5 protein-coding genes are annotated in these 17,881 nt (G+C 64.3%); 2 read left to right on the top strand and 3 right to left on the bottom strand.

Features of this window, described 5'->3' with window-relative positions; all coding sequences use genetic code 11:
• The first annotated feature begins 23 nt into the window (after positions 1–23).
• Together AB4N92_RS23370 and AB4N92_RS23375 are read left to right on the top strand one after the other, a co-directional pair.
• A complete protein-coding gene (locus AB4N92_RS23370; RefSeq protein ID WP_460128360.1) occupies positions 24–5,789 on the top strand; it encodes a two-partner secretion domain-containing protein in 5,766 nt (1,921 codons plus the stop codon).
• A complete protein-coding gene (locus tag AB4N92_RS23375) occupies positions 5,786–12,595 on the top strand; it encodes a filamentous haemagglutinin family protein (protein ID WP_460128362.1) in 6,810 nt (2,269 codons plus the stop codon). The genes AB4N92_RS23370 and AB4N92_RS23375 overlap by 4 nt, the downstream gene beginning before the upstream one ends.
• A 75-nt stretch (positions 12,596–12,670) precedes the next feature.
• On the opposite strand, the gene AB4N92_RS23380 is transcribed toward AB4N92_RS23375, so the two are convergent.
• The 3 genes from AB4N92_RS23380 to AB4N92_RS23390 form a co-directional block, all read right to left on the bottom strand.
• Complete coding sequence (locus AB4N92_RS23380) at positions 12,671–14,257, bottom strand: hypothetical protein (protein WP_010211144.1); 1,587 nt, start codon at positions 14,255–14,257, stop codon at positions 12,671–12,673.
• 67 nt (positions 14,258–14,324) lie between these two features.
• The gene (locus tag AB4N92_RS23385) at positions 14,325–16,058 is read right to left on the bottom strand and encodes a hypothetical protein (protein ID WP_047542675.1); all 1,734 of its coding nucleotides are present in this window, start codon (positions 16,056–16,058) and stop codon (positions 14,325–14,327) included.
• Entirely contained in the window at positions 16,055–17,842 is a 1,788-nt protein-coding gene (locus AB4N92_RS23390; RefSeq protein ID WP_236266777.1) for a tyrosinase family protein, read from the bottom strand. The genes AB4N92_RS23385 and AB4N92_RS23390 overlap by 4 nt, the downstream gene beginning before the upstream one ends.
• Positions 17,843–17,881: the final 39 nt, after the last annotated feature.

Below are 17,881 nucleotides of genomic sequence, written 5' to 3' on the forward strand. Positions count from 1 at the left end.
ATAACAAAGAAGGAAGAGTCCCGATGGTCCGCTGCAAAACACCGGTTAACCTCAAAGCCCCAGTGACCGTCCTGCGCCTCAAGCCTTTGGCGCAGGCCATCGCCTTGTTGATGGTGGCCGGTAATGCCCAGGCGGCTACGGCGTTCAGTTCCGGCTGGTTTGCCGACAAGGGCGCTTCCCAGGCGAGCACGGCCGCGCGGACCGGTGCCGGCCAGGTGCCCGGAATTCCTTCGCTGAACCAGCAGGCACAGGCCAAGCAGCAGTTGGCGCGTTCCATCAGCACGTTGAACACCAGCGTCGCGGCGATTGCGGCTCAGCAGGCGGCGCAAGCGGCGGGGCGTCAGGCAGCGTTCGGTCAGGTCTCGAACATCCCAGACGGTTTGGGCAAGGGCGGCCTGCAGGTCGATAACAGCCTGACCCAGGGCTGGACCAACGCCAAGGGCCCGATCCAGAGCCAATCCGGCGGCAAGACCACGGTGACCATCGAGCAGACGGCCGACAAGGCGATCCTCAACTGGGAAACCTTCAACGTCGGGCGCAATACCACCGTCGATTTCCAGCAGCAGTCCACTTGGGCAGTGCTCAACCGCGTCAATGACCCGAATGCGCGGCCCAGCGAAATTCAAGGCCAGATCAACGGCGCCGGCACGGTGATGATCATGAACCGTAACGGTGTGGTCTTCAGCGGCACCAGCCAGGTCAACGTGCGTAACCTGGTGGCGGCGGCCGCGACCATGACTGACGACCAGTTCACCCAGCGCGGGCTGTACGTCGACACCAATGGTACTCAGCCCACGTTCACCGACGCGGCGGGCAAGGTTGAAGTACAGCGCGGCGCGCTGATCCAGACGCACACTGCCGCTACCTCCACGGACTCAGGCGGCTATGCCTTGTTGCTGGGCAGCGAAGTGGAAAACGCCGGGACTATCATCACTGCCAAGGGCCAGGCCACCCTGGCGGCCGGCGACAGCTTTTACATTCGCAAGGGCGTCGGTACGGCGGGCAACGACCGCTCCACCACCCGTGGCAACGAAGTGGCGACCAGCCTCAAGGCCGGCAGCACCGCGGGGAACGTCACCAACAGCGGCCTGATCATGGCCTCCACCGGCGACATCACCCTGACCGGCCACCAGGTGCAACAAAACGGCGTGGCCCTGGCCAGCACCTCGGTGGATACACGCGGCACGATTCACTTGCTCAACGCCGCCAGCGACACCCGCGGCAGCGTGACCCTGGGCGAAGGCAGCACCACCGCGGTCCTGCTCGACGCCAGCGGCAGCACGGCCCTCAACAGCCAGAAAGACAACGGTCTGATCAAGCTCGACGGCACGCCCGCCAACCTGATCACCGGGCAGTTCAATAACCTCAGTGCTGTGGTTGACCGTACCGATCAGTCGCGCATCGAGATTGTCAGCGGCGGCACCGTGGACTTCCAAAAGGGCTCGATCACGTTGGCCACCGGCGGCCAGGTAGCGGTCAGCGCCGGCCAGCGCAGCCTGGTGCGCGATGGCGCGATGATCGACGTGTCGGGTGCCATCGGCGTCAAGGTGGCGATGGAGTCCAACGCCATCAAGATCAACGTGCAGGGCAATGAGCAGCGCGATGCGCCGGTCAACCGCGACGGTGGGCAACTGATCAACAATGATGTGTGGGTCGATCTGCGCGAGCTGGTGTTCGTGCCGGCCGGCACCAACGGCTACGCCACCGACCGTTGGTACACGGCCGGCGGCTTGCTGGAAGTGGGCGGCTACCTCGGCACCCAGGGCCACTCGGTGGGCGAATGGATGGCCCAGGGCGGCACCGTGACCTTTACCGGCAAGGAGGCGGTGACCCAAAAGGGCGCGCAGATCAACCTGTCGGGCGGCACCGTGGATGTGCAGGCTGGTTACATTCAGCAGACCTGGCTCAAGGGCCCGGATGGCCGCTTGTATGAGGTGTCGAAAGCGCCGGGCGACATTCTCTACTCCGGTTTCTACAAGGGCTATGAAGACACCAGCGTCCGCTGGGGCCAGACCGAGTCTTACTACAACCCGCTGATCGCTCCCCAACGCCGCTATGAAGCCGGTTACACCGTGGGCCGCGATGCCGGCAAGCTGGTCATCGGTACCTCCAGCGCAGTACTGGAAGGCCAGGTGATCAGTGATGTGTTCCAGGGTGATCGCCAGACCCAGGCACCGACGATCAACCTCGACGGCTACCAGCAATCCCAGAAAGCCAGGGCCCAGCGTGCGCAACTGATCATTGGCCAATACATTCCGGTCTACAACAAAACCACCGGCACGCTGCGCTATGCCCTGAGCGGTACGTCCGACCAGGTGCTGATCGACAGCAACACGCAGAAAATCGCCGACGGCCTGGACCTGGGCACTGTGCTGCCGTCCGATCGCCAGGGCAAGATCCTGCTCGACAGCGATCAGCTCAATGGCGCCCGGTTGGGCGCGGTCAAAGTCGCTGCCAAGCAACAGGTGAACGTCAATGGGGCGCTCAGCGTGGCGGACGGTGGCGATATCACCTTGTTCGGGCCGGGTGTGCAGATCAATGCCAACCTCACCGCCCACGGCGGCAGTGTCAACGCCGGCAACATCCTCAGCCAGGTCGACCCGCTCAAGGCCGGCGAGGTGACGGACACGATCCTGGCCGGTGGTTCGAATGTGAACGTCGCCGCCGGCGTCAAACTGGACACCAGCGGTCGCTGGAATAACCTGGCCCTGGACCCGGCCGCCAGCGCAGGTGTGGCCTATGTGAACGGCGGCAAGGTATCCCTGCGCAGTGCCAGCAATGTGAACCTGGCCGCCGGCAGTGTCGTGGATGCGTCTTCCGGGGGCACCCTCGGCGTGGATGGCAAACTCACGGGCGGCAAGGGCGGCAATGTGACCCTAGGCGCCCTGGGTGCCCTGGCCTTGGAGGGTGACGTGCGCGGCTATGGCGTCAACGGCGGCGGCACCCTGGCGTTGCAGGCGCATAAAGTACAGATCGGCGAAAGCACCAATGCGGTGGGCAGCGACACCCTGAAACTGGCCGGTGATTTCTTCAACAAGGGCTTCTCGGCCTACGACATTACCGGCAATGAAGGGCTGATCGTCACCGACGGTACTCAGGTCGACGTCAGCCTGCCGGTCTTTCGATTAGGCGCACAGGCCTCGGGTATGCCAACCGGTAGCGATCCTGCCACCGCACTGGAACGCTGGACGCCGCCGCTGTATCAGGAAGACGCTGCCAAAGGCGTGCTGACCCAACGCCGGGGCGCCGGTGTGAGCCTCACCGCCGGCCATGTCAATTCCACCGCCGCGCAATTGGCGACCACGGCGCTCACCGTCGGCCAGGGCGCGGTGATCCATGTGGACCCCGGCCAGGCGATCAACCTGCGCAGCGTCGGCCAATTGACGATGGACGGCACGCTCAATGCCTGGGGCGGCAACGTGAGCCTGGGCGGCTTGACGACGGGCGCCTCGGAAGCGGTGAATGCCATCGGCCATGGCCGCTCGATCTGGGTCGGCGAGCAGGCGGTGATCGACGTCTCGGCACGGGCTGCGACGGCGGTGGACAACCGTGGGCGCACTTATGGCCTGGTGCGCGACGGCGGCAGCCTCAACATTGGCGGCACGTTCGACCTGAACACCGGCCTGGCCAAGGCCAGTGATTTGTTCGTGGTGGTGCGTAACGGCGCGCGCCTGGAGGCCTCCGGCACCCAAGCCCTGATAAACGTGCCGGGGCAAGGCGCTGTGCAAGCGGCCAGCAATGGCGGCAGCATCACGCTGGCGTCCAATAACGGCTTGTACCTGGAGGGCAGTTTTGTCGCCAGGGCCGGGGGCGCCGGTGCGGCGGGCGGTAGTCTCAACGTGGCGTTGGACACCCCGTATTACCAGAAGGCATCTGTCACCGATCGCGTCCTCAAGGTGCGTGAACTGGTGTTGGGTCAGGCGCATCAACCGACGGCGCTGGCTGGCACTGCTGAAGACGCTGCCGCGAGCCTGGCGTATGGGCAGGGGCGGTTGGGTGTGGATCAAGTCAGCGCGGGCGGTTTCGATAACCTGGCGCTGTTGAGCAACGGCCTGTTTAGCTTTGACGGTGACGTTACCTTGAACATGGGCCAGAGCCTGCGCCTGTACAGCCGTGGATACGGCCTCAGCGACAATGCAGCAGGCAACTCGCGCATCAACCTGTCCGCGCCGCACCTGCTGTTGGCGGGTTTCCTCGCACCTGAAGAGACGGGCAAAGACCTCTATGTGCGACCGGTGCCGGTGCTGCCGGCCCCGTCCCAGCGGGCAACCGAGGCGCAATTGACGGCCACCGGCAGCCTGATCGACGTGCGCGGCAATGTCATCTTCGGTAACCGCAGCCACGTGTTTCGGGCGGACAACAGCCAGGCCAGCCTTGAGCGTCGGGGCTTCGACCAGGTCAACCTGACCAGCCAGGGCGACCTGCGCTTTCTCGCCGGTGCGGCCGAGAATGACATCATTACCGGTGTCAGCACGCAGTTGCTGACCCAGGGCGATATGACCTTGCGCGCCGCGCAACTGTACCCGGCCACTGAAGTCAGTGCCCGCGTCATCGCCGGCTACCGGGGCCAGTCGACCACCACCTCCCTTGATCTGGATTTTGATCCCTTGCGTACGCTGACCATCGGTCGCGTGGGCAGTGCCGACGCGCCTATCCCTTATTCGGCGTTCGGCCGCCTGCAACTGGGCGCGGCCACGGTGCGCCAAGGTGGCGTGGTGCGCGCGCCCCTGGGGTTGATCGATATCGGCAGCATGGGCAGCAGCGTTGTGCAACTGTTGCCAGGCAGCCTGACGTCGGTGAGTGACAAAGGCCTGGTGCTGCCCTATGGCGGAACGCTGGACGGCCAGGTCTACAAATACAACGGCAAGACGGTGAAATTTATCGGTCAGGGGGGCGTGGTCACTCGCGAAGGTGACCTGAATGTCGGGGTCATCCTCGGTGGCAAGACGATCAGTGTGTTGCCTGACGCCACGTTAGACTTGTCCGGCGGAGGCGATTTGCTGGGTGCCGGCTTTGTTTCAGGGCGCGGTGGTTCCACGGATGCGCGCTACAACCCGTTGGTGCAGTTTGGTGCCAGTGGCGGGTTCGTGCTGCCGGGGCTGTCCACCAACCCGATCTATGCGATTGTACCGGGGATCCAGCCAGGCGCCGCGCCGGTCGCGGCGGAGGGCGGGGCCGTGACGCCGTTGGTCGGCCAGCAGATCACCATCGGCGCCGGTGTGCCCGGTTTACCGGCGGGCACTTACACGCTGATGCCGTCGACCTACGCGTTGATGCCAGGCGCCTTCCGCGTCGAGATCAATGGCCTGGCCGGGCAGGGCAGCGGGACCGCGACCACCTTGATGCGCAACGGTTCGTGGGCCACTTCCGGGCACCTGTCGATCGCCCATACCGGGATCAGCAACAGCGTGGCCAGCCAATTGACCCTGACCTCGGCCGACACCCTGCGCCGCTATTCCGACTACAACGAAACCCGTTACGCCCAGTTCGCCAGGGCCGATGCGGCCAGGTTGGGTGTGCCACGGCCGATGCTGGAGGCCGATGCGAAGACCTTGAAACTGGCCCTGCGTCCGGGAGACGGCGCCGAGGCCTTCTCGTTCCAGGGCATCGGGCGCTTCGGGGCCGCATCGGGAGGGTATGGCGGCACGGTGGCAGTGATCGACCGCAGTACCCAAGGAATCGAAGTGGTCGGCGCGGGGCAGTCGGCGACAGCCGGGTTCGCCGGCATCACCTTCAACGCCGACAGCCTGAATGCACTGGGGGCTTCGCGGTTGGTGGTGGGGGGATGACGGTTGTGGAGTACGGCCAGTCCGGGAACTTCATTTACCTGGCGAACGGGGTCAATCGCGCCGATAGCAACGTGATCTTGCGAAATGGCGCAACCCTTGCGGCGCCGGAAGTGTTCCTGGTGAGTAACACCGGCTCGATCATCGTGGAGCAGGGGGCCTCGATCAACACCCTGGGGCGCGGTAATGCCAGCTACGATGCCCGTGACGGCTATATCTACCAGGTGGCCAACACGCTGGCGGTGTCCAATGGCCTGCTCAACGTGATCAGTGCGCCCAAGGTGGGCAGTGTGATCAGCCAGGGGATCAATATCGGTGCCTGCAGCAGTGGGGTGTGCGGTGGCCAGACCGGGCTGTACTCCAACGGCAGCATCGTGGCCCTGACCGACAGCACCTTCCAGCTCGGCGAACAGGTGCGTTACGGCACCCGTCACCTGAACCTGGGCGTGAGCACCCTCAATCTGGGCAGCGCCGAAGCCCTGGCCGCAGCGGCGGCGGCGAATCGCTTGCCGGCCGGGCTGACGCTCAGCCAGGCACTGCTGGATCGATTGCTGCGCGGCGATACGCAGTTCGGCGCCCCGGCGCTGGAAACCCTGCAGCTCTCGGCCCGCGACGGATTCAACTTCTACGGCAATGCGGTACTCGACACCTATGACCCGCTCACCGGCAAATCGCTGCTGAGCAACCTGATGCTATCCACCCCGGCCCTGTACGGCGCCGGGGGTGCCAACGACGTGGCGTCGATCCACACCGCCAACCTGATCTGGCTGGGCGCGATCACGGCGCCGGGCGCGGTGGTAGCGGGTGGCGCGGGCACCGGCAGCGGGCGCCTGGACGTCAACGCCGAACGGATCGAGTTCGGTTATGGCGCCTTTGGCCAGCCGAGCAACGTGAAAAGCTTCGACCGTCTGGCCCTGGGCTTTGCCAATGTCACTCTCAACGCCAGCGAGCGCATCACGGCCAACCATAAGGGCAGCCTGTCGGTGTATCAGCGCCAGGGCGCGTATGACCCGGTCAGCGGCTTTCAGTACAGCGGCGGCAACCTGACCATTCGTACGCCGTTGATGACCGGTGAAGCCGGCTCGGTGAACGTGATCAAGGCGGGCGGTGCGATTGATATCGGCGCGTCCGCCGGCCCGCGTGGCACGGCCAGCGGCCAGGGTGCCGAGCTGTCGCTGCAAGGCGAGAGCATTCGGGTGGCCAGTGCGGTGGTGCTGCCCAGCGGCAAAGTCAGCCTCAGCGCCCGTGGCGATGTGGTGTTGACCGACGACGCCTTGATCGACGTGGCCGGTCGCGCCATCCCCTTCAACGACGTGACCCAATACGGCTGGGGCGGCGACGTGCTGCTGGACAGCCGCAGCGGCAATATTCTGCAGGCGGCGGGATCGACCATCGACCTGTCCGCCAAGCACAACCAGGCCGGTAAGCTGCGCGCTGTGGCAACGGACGCGGCCGGGGGCATCGTCGACCTGCAAGGCAAGATCCTCGGCAGCAGCAGCGGCCACTACCTGGCCGGCGGCACCTCAATACCGTACCTGGCCGGCACCGTGGAAATCCAGGCGCAACGCCTGGGCAGCAGCGGCGCACTCGACCAACAGTTCGCCGACCTCAACCAGCGCCTCAACAACGGCGAAGTCTTCGGTGCGCGCAGTTTCCAGCTCAAGCAGGGTGACCTGACCATCGGTAACGGGCTCAAGGCCGGCACCATCAGTGTGTCGGTGGACAATGGCAGCCTGCGCGTCAAAGGTCTGGTGGACGCCAGCGGCGAGCGGGTCGGCAGCATCAACCTGGCGGGCAAAAATGGCCTGACCCTGGACAGCACGGCGGTACTCGACGCCCATGGCAGCAAGCTGCGGGTGGACAGCTACGGCAAGATCATCGACGCGCCGAACCGCGCCAGTGTGGTATTGGGGTCGGGCACCGGCCAACTGACCCTGGCCGATGGCGTGCGCATCGACCTGCGCCATGGCACCGACGGCGCGGCGGGCAACGATGGGCGCAATCGCGGCACCCTGGCGCTGAACGCGCCTCGGTTGTTCAACCCGGACGGCAGCAGCAATGACATCAATATCGATGCCAGCGGGCGCCTGACTGTCCAGGGCGCACGCTCGATAACCCTCAACGGCATAGCCACCTACGACGATGCGCCGGAAAAAACCGACCCGACCGCCAGCGGCAGACCGTATCAGGAGATCACCCAGGGTTACCTGGATGGCAAGCACGCCTTGAGCGAGGCGTTTATCAATGCGGCGAAGAGCAACCTGAACTTGCTGAACAACAAGCTCGCCGGGTTGAACAACGCCACTTATGCCGATGCCTTCCATCTGCGTCCTGGCGTGGAAATCGTCAGCAAGACCCCGGACGGCGATTTGGTGGTGCAGGGTGATCTGGACCTGTCCGGTTACCGCTATGCCAGCCTCAACCCCAATAGTCAGAAGGACAACTCTATTTATGGTTCCGGCGAGTCCGGCAGCCTGACCCTGCGCGCCGGCGGCGACCTGAATATCTACGGCAGCATCAACGACGGCTTCGCCAAGCCGCCGGTGTCCGAGGATGACAAAGGCTGGGTGCTGTTGCCGGGTGTCGATTTCAGTGGTGGGAATATCGTGGTGCCGGGCAACGGTGTGACCCTGGCGGACGGCACCGCCTTCCCGGCCGGAGCCACGCTTAACTACGACTTGCCGATCAAAGGCTTGACGGTGGCTGCCGGCACGCGCTTGCCGGTCGTCGCGACATTGGCCCAGGACCTGGTGCTGCCCGCTGGCAGCGTGTTGTCGGCCGATGTGCGCGATGGCAGCGGTAACCTGCTGTTCGCCGCCGGCACCTTGCTCAGCCAGGCGCAAACCCTGGTGGCGGGCACACAACTGGGCGCCGGCATGCTGTTGACCGAGGGCACCCGCCTGCAAGCCATGACCTGGCCTAAAGGGGTGCCGTTGCCCACCGTGCACGGTGCAACGCTGGCCAATAACAGCGTATTGCTCAGCGGCAACAAGGCCTTGCCAAAAGGCGGGTTGATCCCCGCCGGCACCGATGTGAAGTTGCCCAACGGGGCGACGTCGGTGCAATTGCGCGTCGGCGTTTCCGGCGCCGCCGGCCAGGTATGGGCGATCTCGCCGATGCTGGCTGAAGGTACTCAATCGTGGTCGTTGCGTCTGGTGGCAGGCGCCGACACCGAGGCGGCTGACAGCCGTATCCTGCAAGCCCATCCGCGCAGTGGTGAGATCCACTTGGCGGATAACCACTACGGCATGTTCGCCAAGGAAATGCCGGCCAAAGGTGTGCAGACCTGGACCGCCCAGGCAGTGATTGATATGGGATTTGCCGGGGTGGTCGTTAAGGAGGGCGACCCGATTGACCAGGCGGTACTCGACGGCTTCGGGTTGGGTTCAATCGAGGACTTCTGTGCCGCAACGCCGGAGTACTGCAAGCCCAAGGTGACGTATGTGTTTACTCAATATGCCGCGGATGATTTGGCCAATAATGGGATCAACGTCGTCGTCGGCACCGAAATGACCGATGCTTTTTTCCAGAGTATCGGTTACCCCTCGGTTGAGGAGGTGTGTGCCACTGCTCCGGACTATTGCCTGCTGAAGGCAGACAAGGAATACGCCGCCGTACCCTCAAGCACGCGATTCAGCGTCATCCGCACCGGCATAGGTGACCTTGAGTTGTTGAGTGCGGGCAGCCTGAGCATGGATTCGTTGTATGGCGTCTACACGGCCGGCACCTCGTCGACCGGCACCTTTGCCGGCGACCCTTACAACCTGCCCAAGGCGAAGCCGGCAGGCGCTGACCCTGCGGCCAAAACCGTGCTGAATGACACCGGCAGTTTCTTTGAAAAGTTCGTCAATGGTTCGCCCACCAGCATCTACCGTGCCTGGTACCCGGAGGCCGGGGGCAACCTGACGCTGACTGTCGGCGGCGACCTGACCGGCAACATCACCAGCGTCACCGGTTTGAACCCTGCGCGACCCAACCCACGGGATGCCGGCGTGGACTCGGCGGCCGTCGGCAACTGGTTGTGGCGCCAGGGCAGCAGCGACGTGGCGACAGGCGGGCAAGCCCAGCCGACGGCGTGGTGGATCAATTTCGGCAGTTACACCGCGACGACGGCGGCGGACAAACTGCTCGGCTTTACCGGCTTCGGTGCCCTCGGCGGCGGGAACGTGGATGTCGATGTCAGCGGCAACGCCGGCGTATTGAACACGCTGGGCTACAGCACCCACCATGTCGAGGCGAACCCGCATAGCCAGGGCCTGGTGCTGGCCGTGGGCAGTACGGGCCGTGTCGCCAGCGATGGCAGCCTGCAGTTGACCGGTGGCGGCGATCTGCGTGTGCGCATCGGTGGGGCACTGAACCCGGCCAGCGTCGCCGATAGCGGTGACCATCGCGATGGTGTACTGGTCAACCTGCGGGGTGACGTGCAGTTGCGCAGTGCCACCGTTGGCAGCGTCGACGTGATGTATGGCAGTGTCGCCGGCGTCCAGAGCCCCGGCGAAACCCGTGCATACGATCCACTGGTCGCGACCCGTGGGGTGGCTCGCGGCGGGATGACCCTGGTGCCAGGTGACGCCACATTCAACCTGCAGACCCTGGGTGACCTGGTGGTGCAGAACGTCGAAGACCCGGGGCGAGTCGTGCTTTCCCATCTGTCCCCCTTCGCTCAAGGGGCTGAACAGGGCACCGGTACCAGTTGGTTCACACTGTGGACCAAGGGCACGTCGATCGACCTGTTTTCCTTGGGCGGCAACCTGACGCCCTTCAGCCGATCCGACGCGACGGCCGACTTGGCGGTGGTCTATCCGTCGATCGTCAGGGCTACGGCCGCCAGCGGCAGTCTGTATTACGGTAAAGCGGCCCAGGCGCAGGCCAACGGCGACAACAACTACACCTACCCACTGCTATTGGCGCCCGGCGAGAACGGCCAGCTGCAGTTCATGGCCCAGGACTCGATCTACGCCGGCGGCATGACCGTCAGCCAATCCGGGACGGCGCAGAGCACCACGGCGACCCCTTGGCATCCGGCGTATCAGGGCCGCATCGGTAACGCGGTGAAGGCCAGCAACCTGTCGGTCAACGGCAACTCGGGTAGCCAGCCGTTATTTGTGTTCGGGCCGGGTACGGCTGCGCTGTCACCCGGTGGCAGTGCTGAACCTGCGCGTTTCTACGCGATTGACGGCGATCTGGTTGGGGTCAGCAGTGGCCGAGTGATTGCGTTCGGTACAACGGTGGGCAGCTTGCACGAAGGCCAGACCTGGTATGAGGGCAATGGATCGGTATGGATGATGGCTGGACGGGATATTGTCAGCAGCGGTCGGCGCTTCGGTCAGGACTCGCTTGCTGTTGCAGGCATGCGCACCCAGGACAACCTGATCATTCACGACAACCCTAACGACATCTCCGTGGTGTCCGCCGGACGCGACATTCTCTACAGCAACTTCCAGGTCGCTGGCCCCGGCCTGCTGGAGCTGTCGGCGGGACGCAATATCCTCCTGAGCGGTTCCGGGGCGTTGGGTGAGTCCAGCGTGACCAGCCTTGGGCCCCTATTGGCCGGGGACAACCGTCCTGGGGCGAGTATCGTCATGCAAGCAGGTGTCGGCCCCCATGGACCGGATTACCTGCGCTTCGTCGAGGCGTATCTGAACCCCGTCAACCTGGCGCAACCTGGCGAGTCGATTCAAGGCAATAAGGTCGCCAAGACGTACGAAAACGAACTGGTCACCTGGCTCGCCGAGCGCTTCGGTTTTGTCGGCGATACCGCACAGGCACGCGCCTACTACGCGGCACTGCCCGCCGAGCAGCAACGGGTGTTTGCCCGCGACCTGTACTTCGCCGAACTCAAGGCCGCGGGGCGTGAGTACAACACTGACGGCAGCGTGCGCCAGGGCAGTTACCTGCGTGGTCGTGCCGCCATTGCAGCGCTGTTCCCGGACAAGGACGTGGCCGGCAACCCGATTGCCTACACAGGCGACATCACACTGTTCGGCGGCTCGGGTGTGCACACCAACTTCGGGGGTTCGATCCAGATGCTCACCCCAGGCGGCAGCCAGACCTTCGGCATCGAGGGCGAAGCGCCGCCGTCGACGGCGGGGGTGATTACCCAAGGCGCCGGCGATATCCAGCTCTATTCCATGGGGAGCATCCTGCTCGGCCAGAGCCGCATCATGACCACCTTCGGGGGTTCGATCATGGGTTGGACCAGCGAGGGCGACATCAACGCCGGTCGAGGCTCCAAGACCACCGTGGTGTACACACCGCCCAAGCGTGTCTATGACAACTGGGGCAATGTGGCCCTGTCGCCGTCCGTGCCGAGCACCGGTGCGGGGATCGCCACGCTCAACCCGATTCCGGAAGTGCCGGCGGGGGACATCGACCTGATCGCGCCGTTGGGCACCATCGACGCGGGCGAAGCGGGCATTCGTGTGTCGGGTAACGTCAACATCGCCGCCTTGCGTGTCGTGAACGCGGCGAATATCCAGAGCCAGGGCAAGTCGTCCGGGGTGCCGGTGTCTGCTGCGGTCAACACCAACGCCATGACGTCGGCCAGCGCGGCGGGGGCGGCGGCGTCCCAGGCGGCGGAAGACGTGGCGCGCAGCCAGCAGGCGGCGGCCAAGCAGGGCCGGCCGTCGATCATGACGGTTGAGGTGTTGAGCCTGGGCAACGAACCATTGCCGCAGGAGTCTGCACCGGCGCAGAAAACCTCCGGCTACAACCCTGACAGCCCGGTGCAGGTACTGGGCGCGGGGCCGCTGAGTGAACAGGCGCGGGCACGGCTGACGGAGGAGGAGCGCAAGCAGATCAGTTTGTAAGGCGTTTGAAGGCCGTGTGGGAGCGAGCCAGTCGCGCCGCCGCTCCCACATTTTCGCCCTGTGTTGGGCTTGCGATTACGGGCTGTCCTTGAGGGTCTTGAACGCCTCGATGCGTTTGATCAGGCGCGCGTTCTTCGCCGAATCGGCATTACCAAACAGGAAGGAGAAGTCCGACGTCAGTTGGGAGGTGCCGGCAATCGCCGCGTACTGGTGGCAGTCGTTGCAGTTCTTGTTTTGCACGTAGGTTTCGAGGGTGGTGTTGGCGACGACGACACTCTGGTCGCTGACAAACGGTCCATAGGACAGCGGCACCTTCACGTTGGGCCCAGGGCCCGGATCGTTGGGCGCGTTAGGCGTTTTGGACCACAGCACATTCACCAGTTTGTAGTACTGGAACACCGATTGGCCCTGGGTCTTCTGGGCGAAGGTCTGCTGCACAGCGGTGTTCAGCATCTGCAGGTCCTGGGGCGTGGCATTGACCCGCGTGGCCTGCACCGGCTGATCAAGGGGCGTGCAGTCGGGCGGCGTGTGGGTGGCATCGCATTGCACCCGTGCGACGTTGGGCGTGCAGGCATCACCGGTGCAGGTCGGGTTGTTGAAACTGTAGCCCTCGGGCGCAGCCGTGCCGTTGTCCGGCACGTTGTCGACCTGCTCGAAGGTGGTCCAGATGAAGTTCGGCTGAGTCTGGGTCTTGTTGATGATGTGCAAGCCCACCAGCCCCACCACTTCCTGGGTGCACTGCAGCGTGTCGGGGCGCTGCAGCCAGGCGACGGTGGTCAGGTAACGCCCGTACAGCTGGGGTTTGTTGGTGAGTACGCGCCAGGCCGCCTTGAGTTCCAGGGCGCCGAGTTCTTCCTGGGGCAGTGCTTTGGCCGGCAGCTCGCGCACCAGTTTGCCGGCGGGCAATGACAGGCCGGCGGGGTGCCGGTTGTCGCTGTTCTGCGCCACGATCAGTTGGTTGGCGGCGTCGTACAGCCCGTTATCGACGATGTAATCGAACTCGGCCTTGCCGACCTTGCGCTCGAAAAACACCAGGTTGCCCGACTGGTCCGTAAGCCAGCCACCGGAAGCCTCCATGATTGAGTCCGGCAAGGTCACCTGGGTGCCGCTGGACAAATGGAAACGGTGCTTGCGGTTGATCGCGCTTTCAGACGTGGCCGCCATGAATTTACGCGCGCCCGTGGCAAACGCCTTGAGGTTGCCGGTGGCGGTGCAATTGGACGGCACCAGGGTTTCCACGCCCCAACCCGAGGGTTTGGGGGCGCCGGGCAGGAAGATCTCGCTAGCATCCTTGTAGCTGGCCCACACCGGGGCATTGCCCATGGGCTGGCCGGACGTTGGCGGTACGCCGAACTGGGCCGCGGTGCTTTGCGTGTCCGGCTCACCGGCCAGGCTCGGGTCGGCTGGCCAGCCGGGATTGACCGGCCAGTTCATGGCGATGAACAACTGCCAGCCGAAACAATTGAGAAAGTCCTGCTCGGTGCCAAAGTTGTTCACCGGCAGGAAGCCGCCGCTGGTGGGATCGAACACCAGTTGACTGACGCAGCTCTGGGCGTCCGAGGCCGCAATGGCCGGTGCGGGGGCGAGGGGGAGAAGGGCGCAGGGTATCCAGCACAACACACTCAAGCGTGCCCGACGCAGCGGGCGAAGCCATTTGTTCATGGTCGCATTCCTTGCTCAAGACTCAAGAAACGGCCGCCCATGCCAGGCAGGGGCGGCCGGCAGGCACTCAGACGCCAGGCACCAGCGCCAGGCCGCTTTCCCACGGGTGCTGGGTGGCGCTGGGGTTGGCGGCTTCGCTGGGGTTAAGCGCGCGCACGCTGATCAGCCCCGGCACCGCGTTGCTGCTGACGGTGACGGTCATGATGTAGCCCTGGGTGCCGCCGCTGTCGGTCTGCCCTGGAATCGCCGAGGCATCCGGCAGGAATTCCGTGACCTGGGCAGTGATCCCTGGATTGGAAAACTGCACCCGCGCATCCGCCGCAGTGGTATTCGGATCGGCCCCTTGCACCACCAGCACGAACTGGCCTGAGCTGCCGGGGGCAAAGCTGGCCGGCAAGTCGCTGGGGGACTGTCCGTAGAACAGGTCAATCGGCAGCAACTGCACCGGCCAGGGTTGCGCATCGGTGGTGTTCGCCGCTACGCAATCGCATTCCTCGGGCGTGGCGGTGAGCGGTGCCGGGGTGACGCTGAGGGCCACACTCAGCTCGTTGGCGATCACCCACACGTAATCAATCGGCGTGCCGTTGATGGTGATTTCGTTGATCGAGAACCCCGCGCTTTGGGGCACCTCGAAGACGGCTTGCAGGATCTGGTCGGACTTGTTCGGCCCGGTGCCGGCAGTGCCTCGGGTGACATGCCAGTAGCTGCTGACATCCTGGCCTTGAGGGCCTTTCCAGGTGCTGAAGGATTTCGGTTGTTGCAGGTACAGGCCGATGGGGTTGGTCAGTGAAATCAGGGCTTTGACGGCTTCCTGGTTAGCGGAGAAACCGATATGCGGATCGGAGTTGCGGTAGTTCTGCCCGTATTGGGCGCAGCAGATCAGGCTCTGTTGGTTGGCGCTGCTCTTGATCGGCCGCAGGATGGTGGCCGCGGCCGCGAGGTAGATCTCGGCACTCAAGGTATTGGGGCCGGAGGTCAGGTGCATCGCGCCGCCCGACACGCCCGGTATACGCACAGTGCCGCTGTTCCATTTGTTCACGGTGTCGTAGGCGGGCTGGCCGGTGGTCGGGTCAAGCACCGGCTCGCCGGCCTTGCCGGTCGGGCCGTTGGCGGTGTAGCGCAGGTACAGGTCTTCGATCTTCACTTGCGGGTCGACGTACGCTTTGTACAGCCCGAGCACGGCCTGCGGGTCGATGTTCCACATGGTCAGGAAATAGGCCGGGTTCTCGCTGGTGAACATGATGCTGCGCATGTTGCCGTCGGGGTCGCGGGTGATCGACCACTCGCAATATTCATCCAGCCAGCCCCGTGGGCCCGAGGGTGAAAAGTCAGCGTAGGGGCCGTTCCAGTTGATGGACTTGCACAGCACGCTGGGGATCTGCAGCTGGGTCGCTTTCGGGTCCGGGTACAGCGAATACAGGGTGTTGTTGAGCGTGATCTGACCGTGGTCGGTCAACTGCATCACCTGGTCAAGGGTCATGGCCTTGCCGCCCAATTGTGGGACCACGGCGGCGCCGTCGTTGTAGAAAAACGTCCACAGCCGGTTGGGGAAGGGCTGCCAGGTGATGGTCACTGGCGTCTGCGTGCCGTAGCCGCTGTCCAGCGGGTTGTAATAGCCCGAACGCGGTGCGTCATTGAGGTTGGACCAGGGGTTGCCGATCACCGACATCTGGGTCCAGCCGGTGACGTTGTTGTTCCAGTCGGTTTCGAAGGTCGGCAGCTGGTTTTCCAGGCCCAGCTTGTTGTAGTCCTTGGGGGCTTGCTCGGCAGGCGAGGTGAATTGGGTGAAGGGCGTGCTCATGTTGGTTCTCCAGCATTGGTGTTGGTGGAGCAGCAACCGGCGTCCGGAGCGGGGCCGGCGGAGGTTTGGCGTGGGTCGTCCCACACCAGTTGGGCGATAAAGCCAGGCAGGGGCGCGTATGCATCGGGCGTCAACACCTGGCCAGTATCGGGATGGGTCACGATCAGCGATAACTGCGCCGCATCGGTCGGTTTGAGGTTCAGCGCCTGGGCGTTGCGCGCGGCATTCAGTGCGCGGGAGACGCCTTGGGTGATGCAGCGGCCCTTGTCATCCACCAGGCCCATGCCGATGCGGCTGAAGCGTCCGACGTAATGCGGGTTGTTGGCATTCGCGTGTTGCGCCGTGGCACCGGGCTGATTGAGGAAGACGTCGACCAGATAGGTGTCGTGGGTGCAGCGCACGTGGTCGAACACCACCCAGGGGCCGGTGGCTACGGACTGTTTCTGATGGCAGCACGCAGCCTTGGCCGCGCCGAACTGTGGAGCCACTGGGATGCCGTAGTCGTAGCCGATGTGCCGGCTGTCCTGGGCCATGTCGCCGAGGCTGGTGTAGCGCCAGGCATCGGCGCTGGTGAAGGTCACCTCATCGGCCTGGTGCCCGGCGAAGGGTTGCAGCAGGCATTGGGTGGTGTACTGCGCCGCCGGATTGGCGCGGATCCAGACTTCCAACATGCGGTCGATATTGGCGTGATAGGAGCAGAACACCGGGTCGAACGCGGTGTAGGCGTTGTCGGCCATGTCACCGCCGATCCAGCCGTGATAGTTATCGTGGGGCTGCTCGTAGAGCCCGTCGAAATTCAGTGTGCGGTTGGGGTACAGGTTGTTCGGTTGCGGCGGGTCGAAAAAGGTGATGTTGGCCCAGGGATAACCCGGCACTCCCTGGGGCTGGCTGAACGTGGTGAACGCGAGCGCATCGACCACCTGCTGCTGGAAGATCCGGCTCATGCCATACAACTGGGTCCGCTCGAAACGAAAGGCCTCGCCTTGGGTATAGAACAGCGGGTTGCGCTGCACATACCGGCAGTCGACGCCCTCGACCGGCGTGCTGGCGCAGACCTTGGAGCAGCCGTCCTTGGCCGCCGCATAACGCAACGGGTTGCGTCGTACTTCGCCGGTCTGCGGGTGCACATAGGTTTCATCGAGAAACGCCTGGGGCAGGCCGGCCTGAGGGCTGCCGTCAACGCTGGCATCTACGGCCATCCAGTCCCAGTAAGGAATCGCGCAGTCGATCAACGCTTCCAGGTACAGCAGATAGGCGCGATGCCACAGGGCGAAGGCTTCCTGGTAATGCAGGCACCAGTTGGTATGGATATAGGCGTAACGCTGCCAGGGCGAGCCGCTGTCAGGGTCGCCGATGTGCATCACGTCATCCAGTTTGGCACGGTAAAGGTTCAGCGCCTCGGCGCTCAGCGAACGGATGTCCTGGCGCACGCGTTTGACCGGGTACGGCAGCGCCGGTGGCGGGATGCGCTCGGCCAGGTCGAATGGCGAGATGCTGTCCAGCCGCCAACCCTGGTTGACCCACAGGCGGAAGGTTTCCAGCGCGTCGATCGGCCAGAATTGTTGCGGGTCGGTGGTCAGCGGCATATTGCGCGAAGCGAGGTGCTGGTAGATGGTTTCCGACCAGGTCTTGACCGACGCCGGGTCTTCCAGGAACACATCGTAGGCATTCATGCAGCCTATCCAAGTGGCCGCGACGGCGGCGCGCTGGCTGGCGGGTATCCAGTAGGGCGCGCTGAAAAGTCCTTGGATATCAGCGGTCCATGTCGGTTTCGCGACTATCATAAGATCCCTCTCATGCCGCCATGAGGCCAGGTGTTGGCC

It is taken from the genome of Pseudomonas sp. S3_A09 (assembly GCF_054668065.1).

Coding starts and splice junctions, on each gene's coding strand:
- AB4N92_RS23375 (WP_460128362.1), top strand. CDS start 5,786: ATGACGGTTGTGGAGTACGGCCAGTCCGGGAACTTCATTTACCTGGCG.
- AB4N92_RS23385 (WP_047542675.1), bottom strand. CDS start 16,058: ATGAGCACGCCCTTCACCCAATTCACCTCGCCTGCCGAGCAAGCCCCC.
- AB4N92_RS23380 (WP_010211144.1), bottom strand. CDS start 14,257: ATGAACAAATGGCTTCGCCCGCTGCGTCGGGCACGCTTGAGTGTGTTG.
- AB4N92_RS23390 (WP_236266777.1), bottom strand. CDS start 17,842: ATGATAGTCGCGAAACCGACATGGACCGCTGATATCCAAGGACTTTTC.
- AB4N92_RS23370 (WP_460128360.1), top strand. CDS start 24: ATGGTCCGCTGCAAAACACCGGTTAACCTCAAAGCCCCAGTGACCGTC.